Source organism: uncultured Sphingomonas sp., assembly GCF_937871615.1.
Classification (GTDB): domain Bacteria; phylum Pseudomonadota; class Alphaproteobacteria; order Sphingomonadales; family Sphingomonadaceae; genus Sphingomonas.
On sequence record NZ_CALMPA010000045.1, the window covers coordinates 267,777 to 276,045 of the forward strand.

General features: G+C 67.3%; 8 protein-coding genes. 1 reads left to right on the top strand and 7 read right to left on the bottom strand.

The annotated features are described in order from the left end of the window. Nucleotides 1-32 precede the first annotated feature (32 nt). The 5 genes from Q0316_RS12810 to metZ all read right to left on the bottom strand — a co-directional run bounded on the left by Q0316_RS12810 (nucleotide 33) and on the right by metZ (nucleotide 5,004). Nucleotides 33-773, bottom strand: coding sequence for an SPOR domain-containing protein (locus Q0316_RS12810; protein ID WP_298673044.1), 741 nt, complete (start codon nucleotides 771-773; stop codon nucleotides 33-35). 3 nt (nucleotides 774-776) lie between these two features. Then, entirely contained in the window at nucleotides 777-2,501 is a 1,725-nt protein-coding gene (gene argS / locus Q0316_RS12815) for an arginine--tRNA ligase (RefSeq protein ID WP_298673045.1), read from the bottom strand. A 111-nt stretch (nucleotides 2,502-2,612) separates the two neighbouring features. Then, entirely contained in the window at nucleotides 2,613-3,404 is a 792-nt protein-coding gene (locus Q0316_RS12820; RefSeq protein ID WP_298673047.1) for a LysR family transcriptional regulator, read from the bottom strand. Continuing rightward, nucleotides 3,401-3,799 carry a Co2+/Mg2+ efflux protein ApaG gene (apaG, locus tag Q0316_RS12825; protein WP_298673048.1) on the bottom strand — a complete coding sequence of 133 codons (399 nt, stop codon included), beginning with the start codon at nucleotides 3,797-3,799 and terminating at the stop codon, nucleotides 3,401-3,403. Before apaG ends, Q0316_RS12820 begins: the two co-directional genes overlap by 4 nt. Continuing rightward, nucleotides 3,796-5,004, bottom strand: a complete 1,209-nt coding sequence (gene metZ, locus Q0316_RS12830; RefSeq protein ID WP_298673051.1) for an O-succinylhomoserine sulfhydrylase — start codon at nucleotides 5,002-5,004, stop codon at nucleotides 3,796-3,798. Before metZ ends, apaG begins: the two co-directional genes overlap by 4 nt. Before the next feature lie 84 nt (nucleotides 5,005-5,088). On the opposite strand from metZ, the gene Q0316_RS12835 reads away from it, so the two are divergent. Continuing rightward, a complete protein-coding gene (locus Q0316_RS12835; RefSeq protein WP_298673052.1) occupies nucleotides 5,089-6,339 on the top strand; it encodes a glycosyltransferase family 39 protein in 1,251 nt (416 codons plus the stop codon). A 6-nt stretch (nucleotides 6,340-6,345) separates the two neighbouring features. On the opposite strand, the gene leuB is transcribed toward Q0316_RS12835, so the two are convergent. Beyond that, complete coding sequence (leuB, locus tag Q0316_RS12840; RefSeq protein ID WP_298673054.1) at nucleotides 6,346-7,389, bottom strand: 3-isopropylmalate dehydrogenase; 1,044 nt, start codon at nucleotides 7,387-7,389, stop codon at nucleotides 6,346-6,348. Nucleotides 7,390-7,433: 44 nt separating this feature from the next. Next, nucleotides 7,434-8,165, bottom strand: coding sequence for a DNA repair protein RecO (gene recO / locus Q0316_RS12845; RefSeq protein WP_298673057.1), 732 nt, complete (start codon nucleotides 8,163-8,165; stop codon nucleotides 7,434-7,436). Between the last annotated feature and the right edge of the window lie 104 nt (nucleotides 8,166-8,269).

An 8,269-nucleotide genomic window follows, 5' to 3' on the forward strand; every position in this document is an offset into this window, starting at 1 on the left:
ACCGCGAAAGCGGTGATGCGGCGCACGGGCGATCAACTCGTCACGAAGCAGCTTTCCCCCGCCACCTTCAGCCGCCCGCAGATATCCGAGGCGGCATCCGCGCTGCCGGCATTGACGCGCAGGCGATAGACCTTGCGATCGTTGACATCGGCGGCCTGCACAGATTTCCCCAGCGTCGCGAGATAGGTGAAGCGCTTGGCGAGCGCGCTCCACGCCGCATTGGCCACCGCCTCGCTCGGGAAGGCGCCGAGCTGGACGAGCGATCCGCCCGATCCAGCGCCCGGCACCGGCGCACGCGGCGCGGAAACCGGCTCCGCCGCCTTCAGCCTGCCGCCAGCCCCCGGCACCGCGACGGCGACCGTGCGCGTGCCCGCATCGGGCGCCGGCACCGGCTTCGCCGCCGCGCGGCGACCGTCGATCGGCGTTTCGGGAACCGCCTTCAGGTCGATCGCGGCGGAGGAATTGGCGCCCGCGCTGGTGGCGATCGCCGAATCGCCCTCGCCGCTGACCTTCAGCCCGCCCGGCTCCTCCGGCTTGATCTTGTACTCGCCCGCCGGGGCCTTGATGAGGCCACCGTTGCCCGCGCCAGCAACGGCGCTGGTCTGCTGCATCCGGTAGATACCGAAAATCAGCCCCGCGAGCAGCAGCAGGCCAAGGATCACCAGCGCGACGATGCGCAGCGCGCCCGGCTCGCCATCATCCTCCGGCTCCGCCGATTCCAACCAGGGCAGCCGATCCAGATTGTTCAGATCGACCTTATCAACGCCCGTCATGGCTTACATCTCCGAGACCGCCTCCACCCCCATGATGGATAGACCATTGCGGATAATTTGCGCACACCCATCCGCCAAGAGCAGTCGTGCCGCGCTCGCCTGCGCATCCTCCACGACAAGGAAGCGGCGATCTGGCCGATCATTGCCGACGTTCCAGAGCGAATGGAAAGCCGCTGCCAAATCATAGAGATAAAAGGCCACCCGATGCGGCTCGCGCGCTGCCGCCGCGGTTTCCACGACACGCGGGAATTGCGCGGCGAGCTTCACCAGCGCCAATTCTTCCGTATCAAGACGGGACAGATCGGGCGCAAGCGCGTCGATCCCCGCGTCCGCCGCGCGGCGATGCAGCGATGCGACGCGGGCATGGGCATATTGCACGTAAAAGACCGGATTGTCCTTCGACGCCTCCACCACCTTGGCGAAATCGAAATCCATCTGGGCATCGGCGCGGCGGGTGAGCATGGTGAAACGCACCACATCCTTGCCCACTTCACGCACCACATCCGCCAGCGTGACGAAATTGCCGGCGCGCTTGGACATTTTCACCGGCTCTCCGCCGCGCAGCAGCCGCACCATCTGGACGAGCTTCACGTCAAAGCGCGTCCTGCCCTCGGTCAGCGCGGCGACGGCGGCGGTGATCCGCTTCACCGTGCCGGCATGATCCGCGCCCCAGATGTCGATCAGTTCGTCGGCGGCCTCGGCCTTCTGGAAATGATAAGCGAGATCGGCGCCGAAATAGGTCCAGCTTCCGTTCGATTTCTTGATCGGGCGATCCTGATCGTCGCCGAATTTTGACGAACGGAACAGCGGCAGTTCCACCGGCTCCCAATCTTCCGGCGTCTCGCCCTTGGGCGCTTCGAGCACGCCATCGTAAACGAGATCGCGTTCGCGCAGCCATTGCTCGGCGGCCTCGGGCTTGCCCGCCGCTTGCAACTCGGCTTCGGACGCGAACACGGCGTGATGGATGCCGAGCAGTGCGAGATCGGCCTTGATAAGCGCCATCATCGCATCGACCGCGCGAGTGCGGAACAGCACGAGCCAGTCGCTTTCGGGCGCCCCCACATAGCGATCGCCATATTCATCGGCCAGCGCGCGGCCAACCGGCACGAGATAATCGCCCGGATACAGCCCCTCGGTGATTTCCCCGATCGGCTCGCCCAGCGCCTCGCGATATCTGAGGTGGGCCGAGCGCGCGAGCACATCGACCTGCCCGCCGGCATCGTTGACATAATATTCGCGCGTCACGTCATAGCCGGCGAATTCCAGCAGCGTCGCCAGCGCATCGCCCACCACCGCGCCACGGCAATGACCCATGTGCATCGGGCCGGTCGGGTTGGCGGAGACATATTCGACGTTGACGCGCGTGCCATGCCCGCGCTGTGAGCGGCCATAATCGCCCCCCGCATCGCGAATCGCGGACAATTCCACCCGCCAGGTATCGTCGGTGAGGCGCAGGTTGATGAAGCCGGGGCCGGCGATCTCCACCGCCGCCACCTCGTCCAGCTTGCGCATTTCCGCCGCGATCTGCTCGGCGAGCGCGCGCGGATTGGTTTTGGCGGCCTTCGCCAGCACCATCGCGGCGTTGGTGGCGAGATCGCCGTGGCTGGTGTCGCGCGGCGGCTCCACCGTCACATTGCGGCGATCGAGATCGACCGGCAGCGAACCGGCGGCGACAAGGGCATCGAGCGCCGCATCGACGTGTGCGGCAAAGCGGGAATAAAGCGTCATGGTATCCGTTCGGGTGCCGGGAATGCCGGGAATCAGAGCCCGATAGAGCAAGGCGGCGCCGGCTTCAAATTTGGCGATCGCGCGGAGCGGGCGCACGCCCTTCTTTTCACCTCAGGCGGTCAGCGCGTCGACCAGTTCCTGCACCTTCTTCTGCCGCCATTGTGGAAGCGGCGCGACCAGCCAATAGCCGATCCGCGACGGCTTCGCCTCCCCGATGCGCACCACATGGCCCGCCGCCAGATCGCGCGCGGCGAGCAATTCCGGCACCGTCGCGCGCCCAAGCCCCGCCGCGGCCGCGTCTATCGCGAGGCCGGCATCGGCGACGCGGATCGGCGCGCTCGCATCCTCCGCCCCGCAGCCGGGCCATGCGATCCGCAACTCGCTGTCGGCGCCGGGGCGCTGGATGGTAATCATCCCCTCGCTCTCCAGCGCCTCGCCCTCATGCGCGCCGGGGCCTTCACCCCAGCGGATCGCGAGATCGAGATTGGCCTCGGTGAAGTCGATCACATCGTCGGCGGCGACGAGGATGAAGCGCATCTCGCCATCCCTCCGCGCGATCTCGGCAAGGCGCGGCATCAGCCATTTCTGCGTCACGTCGCGCGGGGCGGCGATGGTGAGCGATTTGGAGGATTGCCCCGCCTGCATCGCGCGGACCGAATCCTCGAAATGCAGGAAGCCATCGCGCAGCGCGGCAAGCCCCGCCTCGCCCTCCGGCGTCAGTTCCAGCCCCTTGGTGGTGCGGCGGAACAGCACCACGCCAAGCGTATCCTCAAGCGCGCGGATCTGCTGGCCGACGGCGGCGGGCGTCACCGCCAGTTCGTCTGCCGCGCGGGTGAACGACAGATGGCGCGCCGCCGCATCGAGCACGCGCAGCCCGTTCAGGGGCAGATGCGTCCGCTTCATGCCCCCACCGCCGGCGCGAGCAGCGCGAATTTCGGAATGCCGACATCGAACATCGCGCCATCATCCCCCGTCATGCGATAGCTGCCCTGCATCGAGCCGGACGAGGTGGCAAGCGGACAACCCGATACATAATCATAGCTGCCGCCGGGCGCGATCACCGGCTGTTCGCCGACCACCCCTTCGCCCTCCACGGAATGATGCGCGCCGCGCGCATCGGTGATGATCCAGCGCCGGGCGAGGAGCTGGATCGTCCGGTCGCCGTCGTTCTCGATGCGGATGTGATAGGCCCAGAACCAGCGGCCGCGCGCCGGCTCCGACTGTTCGGGCAGATAGCTGACCGCTACACGCACCGTCACGCCATCGGTTGTTTCCTCATAAGGAAACAGCGCCTTCACAATCCCGCCGCCCTCAGCGCCTGATCGAGATCCTCGATCAGATCGTCGACATCCTCCAGCCCGACGTTCAGGCGGAGCATCCCGTCGCTCACCCCCATCTCAAGCCGCTTTTCCTCCGCCACCGAATTGTGGGTGGTGGTGGCAGGATGGGTCATCAGCGAGCGCGAATCGCCGATGTTGTTCGAAATGTCGATCAGTTGCAGCGCATCGAGCAAGGCATGTGCCTGCTTGCGCCCGCCATCGACCTCGAACGCGAAGATCGGGCCAAGCGCGTCCATCTGCGACATCGCCAGTTCGTGCTGCGGGTGGCTCGGCAGCCCCGGATGGAGCACGCGCGGCACGCGCCCCTCCATGAACCGACCGACCTTCAGCGCGCTTTCGGATTGGTGGCGGATGCGCAGATCGAGCGTCTCCATCCCCTTCAGCACCACCCAGGCATTGAACGGCGAGAGCGTCGGCCCGGTATTGCGGGTGAAGGAAAGCAGCGTGTTCTCGATGAAATCCTTCGTGCCGCACACCGCACCCGCCAGCACGCGGCCTTGCCCATCCATCATCTTGGTCGCGGAATAAGCGGTGACATCCGCGCCATATTCCAGCGGGCGCTGGAGCGCGGGCGTCGCGAAGGCGTTATCGACCACAGAAGTGATGCCACGTTCCCGCGCGATGCCGCACACCGCGCGCAGATCGACGATATCCATCGTCGGGTTGGCCGGCGTCTCGAAGAAGAACAGCTTCGTCTCCGGGCGCGCGGCGTCGGCGAAGGTCTGCGGATCGCGCGCGTCGACCACGGTGGTCGAAATGCCGAACTTCGGCAGCAGCGTATCGACCAGCCAGCGGCACGAGCCGAATGCCGCGCGCCCGGCGACGACATGATCCCCGGCCTGAAGCTGGCACAGCAGCACCGCTGTCATCGCCGCCATGCCCGATGCCATGGTGCGGCACGCCTCGGCCCCTTCGAGCAGCGCGATCCGCTCCTCCAGCATCTGCACCGTCGGGTTCTGGAGGCGGGAATAGGTCATCCCCTGCTGCTCGCCCGCAAAGCGCGCGGCGGCATCACCGGCGCAATCATAGGCATAGCCGGAGGTGAGAAACAGCGCCTCGGATGTCTCGCCGAATTCCGATCGCATAGTGCCGCCGCGAATCGCGCGGGTGGCGGGGCGCCAGTTGGCGGTGATCGAGCGGTCTTGTCCGGTACGGCGTTTCATGCCCAGCCCTTTGCCCGCAAACCCCCGGCCACCGCAAGATGCACGGGCTTGTCGCCGCGCCTCATCCCGCTAGACCCTGCCCCAATGAGCGAAACCCGCACGGCGATCTCCTCCTGGCTTCCGCGAAGCCCGCTGCCGATCGCGATCCTGCTCGGCGCGGTGGCGGAGGCGCTGTTCCTCGTGCGCCTCGCGGTGCCGCACAAGCCGGTGTTCGACGAAATCTATTACGTGCCGGCGGCGCGCGCGTTCCTCGATCACACGCGCCTGCTCAACATAGAGCATCCACCGCTCGCCAAGGAGTTGATCGCGATCGGCATCCGCCTGTTCGGCGACACGCCCGTCGGCTGGCGCTTCATGTCAACGCTCGCCGGCACCGCTACGGTGATCGCGGTGTTCGCGATCGTCCAGTCGATGACCGGGCGGCTGCGCGCCAGCCTGTTCGCGGGCGTGCTGGCGATCCTCAATTGCACGATTTTCGTCCAGGCGCGGGTGGCGACACTCGACGGGTTCATGGCGGCGTTCCTCTTGTCCGCGATCGCGATGATCGCCTGGGCGATGAAGCGTGGCGGTTGGGGCAAGTGGATCGCGGGCAGCGCGCTGCTCGGCGCGGCGACGGCGTGCAAATGGGCCGCCGCGCCCTATGTCGGCTTCGCCGCGATCGCTTTCCTGCTGCTGAAACGGGGCAATGCGCGGCGCTGGCCGGGGCTTCGCCCGCTGCCGGCACTGGCCGTACTGGGCGTTATCTCCGTCGCGACCTATTTCGCCACCTTCCTCCCCGCCTTCCATTTCAGGGCGGACCCGCTGACCTGGCGCGGGCTGCTGCCGTTGCAGCACTATATGTATGCGCAGCAGGTGCAGGTGCTGCCCTCGCACATCTATCAATCGAGCTGGTGGACATGGCCGCTGCTGATCCGACCGATCTGGTATCTCTACGAGCCGATCGAGGGCGCGCAGCGCGGCATCCTGCTGATCGGCAACCCGCTCTTGATGTGGGGCGGGCTGATCGCGGTGGCGGCCTGCCTGTGGGGCTGGATGAAAACCGCCAGCCCCCGGCTGCTCGCCGCTTTCGCGCTATGGACGGCGAGCGTGGCGATCTTCGCGATCATCCCGAAATCATTGGGATTTTATTATTATTACTATCCGTCCAGCATCTTCATCGTGATCGCGATCGCCGCCGCCTTCGATCATTGGCGGGAACGGCTGGGCCGCTGGGACGCGGGGCTGACGCTCGCCGCATTCGCGGTGGCGCTCTATTTCTTCCCCGCGCTATCGGCCCAGGCGCTCGATGGGCCGGCAGCGTTCCATTACTGGACGTGGCTGCCGTCCTGGGTGTGAACCGGGTTACAAAGCCGCGAGCACCGCGTCGCCCATCTCACGCGTTGAGCAATTGCCGCCAAGATCGCCGGTGCGCTTGCCCGCCGCCAGCGCCTTCGCGACCGCCGCCTCGATCCGATCAGCCGCTTCCGCTTGCCCCAGCGAGTGACGCAGCATCATCGCGGCGGAGAGGATCGCGGCGCAAGGATTGGCCTTGCCCTGCCCGGCGATATCCGGCGCCGAACCATGGATCGGCTCATACAGCCCCTTGCCCGCCGCATCGAGCGAGGCCGATGGCAACAGCCCGATCGAGCCGACGCACATCGACGCCTGATCGGACAGGATATCGCCGAACAGATTGCCCGTGACGATCACGTCGAACTGCCCCGGCGCGCGCACGAGCTGCATCGCGGCATTGTCGACATACATGTGCGTCAGCGCGACATCGGCATAATCCGCCGCCGTTTCGATCACCACATCACGCCACAATTGCGAGGTTTCCAGCACATTCGCCTTGTCGACCGAGCACAATTTGCCGCCGCGGCGCCGCGCCGCCTCGAACCCGGCGATGGCGATGCGGCGCACCTCGGCCTCGTCATAGCTCATCACGTCATAGCCCTGGCGCAGCCCGGCGGGGGTGGTGCGCATCCCCTTTTCGCCGAAATAAACGTCGCCGTTCAGCTCGCGGACGATCAGCAGGTCGATCGCGCGCGCCACTTCAGGGCGGAGCGCGGAAGCCTCCTCCAGCCCGGCGAACAGCCGCGCGGGGCGCAGATTGGCGAACAGGGTGAGTTCCTTGCGCAGACCGAGGATCGCCTGTTCGGGACGCAGATGCCGCTCCAGCGCATCGCAGGTTGGATCGCCGACCGCGCCGAACAGGATCGCATCCGCGCGCCGCGCCACGTCGAGCGTCTCCGGCGGCAGCGGATGGCCGGTCGCGTGATAGGCGACGCCCCCGACCAATGCCTCCTCATAGGTGAGATCGAGCCCGAGCGCGTCGAGCACGCGCCGCGCCTCCGCGGTTACTTCGGGGCCGATGCCGTCGCCGGCGAGGATCGCGATCAAAGCCATGAAAGTCCCTTTCGTTCGCGGCTGCTCTTAGGCCGTGCCGACGTTCAGGCAACCGCCCTTTTCAGCCGGTCGAGCAGCCGCTCGCGCGCCACGAGCGGCTCGGCGCGGCGATCGCTCAGGATATCGCGCGCGAGGAAATGGCCGGTCAGCGCCAGCGCGGCCAGCGCGTCACCCCAATCCGCTTCCCCGCCATCGCGTAGGAAGGCGGGGAGCGCGAACAGCCGGGCTTCATACCCCGCCGCCGCCGCGCGGCTCACCGCGATGCCGGATTTTGGGCTGACGAAGGCGAGATCGCCCGCGCCCTCGGTCACCACGCAGCGATCGAGATCGAGCCCGAAACCGAGTTCGGCAAGCAGCAGCAATTCGTAACGCGCGACGCTCCCGGCCCAGCCACGCGCCGCCGGGGCCGCCTCGATCGCGTCGAGCACGCCGGTGAGCGCTTCGTGGAGGCGCGGATAGGGCTGCCCCTCCGGCAGCGCGATCGCCGTTAGCACGGTGAGCCATTCGATGGCGGCGGCGGGCAGCGGGCTTGCGAACAATGTCGCGCGGCTGCGGAGCAACTCGACCGCCAGTGCGGGGAGTTGCTCGTCGCTACGCGCGCGCCACTCGCCCCGGATCACATTCGCTGGCTGGAGAATCGGCCCGATCCGGCGGGAGCGGCCACCGCGCACATATCCCGCCTGCACCCCGTCCACCGGCGTCAGCGCGCGCACCACCGCGCCATGTTCGCCGTGCGCGCGAACCGCGAGGACGATGGCGTCGGCGATCAGATGCATGAGCGACAATGTAGGCGAAGCCGCGCGCGATTGCTCGCGCTATCGCTCAGGCGCGGCGGATGCGGCGCGCGATGCCCGCCAGCGCGCGCGCGCGCGCGGCGCGG

What these genes read in the sequence shown, in the direction of transcription:
- Q0316_RS12810 (WP_298673044.1), bottom strand. Translation starts at nt 773, where the DNA reads ATGACGGGCGTTGATAAGGTCGATCTGAACAATCTGGATCGGCTGCCC.
- leuB (WP_298673054.1), bottom strand. Translation starts at nt 7,389, where the DNA reads ATGGCTTTGATCGCGATCCTCGCCGGCGACGGCATCGGCCCCGAAGTA.
- Q0316_RS12820 (WP_298673047.1), bottom strand. Translation starts at nt 3,404, where the DNA reads ATGAAGCGGACGCATCTGCCCCTGAACGGGCTGCGCGTGCTCGATGCG.
- metZ (WP_298673051.1), bottom strand. Translation starts at nt 5,004, where the DNA reads ATGAAACGCCGTACCGGACAAGACCGCTCGATCACCGCCAACTGGCGC.
- recO (WP_298673057.1), bottom strand. Translation starts at nt 8,165, where the DNA reads ATGCATCTGATCGCCGACGCCATCGTCCTCGCGGTTCGCGCGCACGGC.
- Q0316_RS12835 (WP_298673052.1), top strand. Translation starts at nt 5,089, where the DNA reads ATGAGCGAAACCCGCACGGCGATCTCCTCCTGGCTTCCGCGAAGCCCG.
- argS (WP_298673045.1), bottom strand. Translation starts at nt 2,501, where the DNA reads ATGACGCTTTATTCCCGCTTTGCCGCACACGTCGATGCGGCGCTCGAT.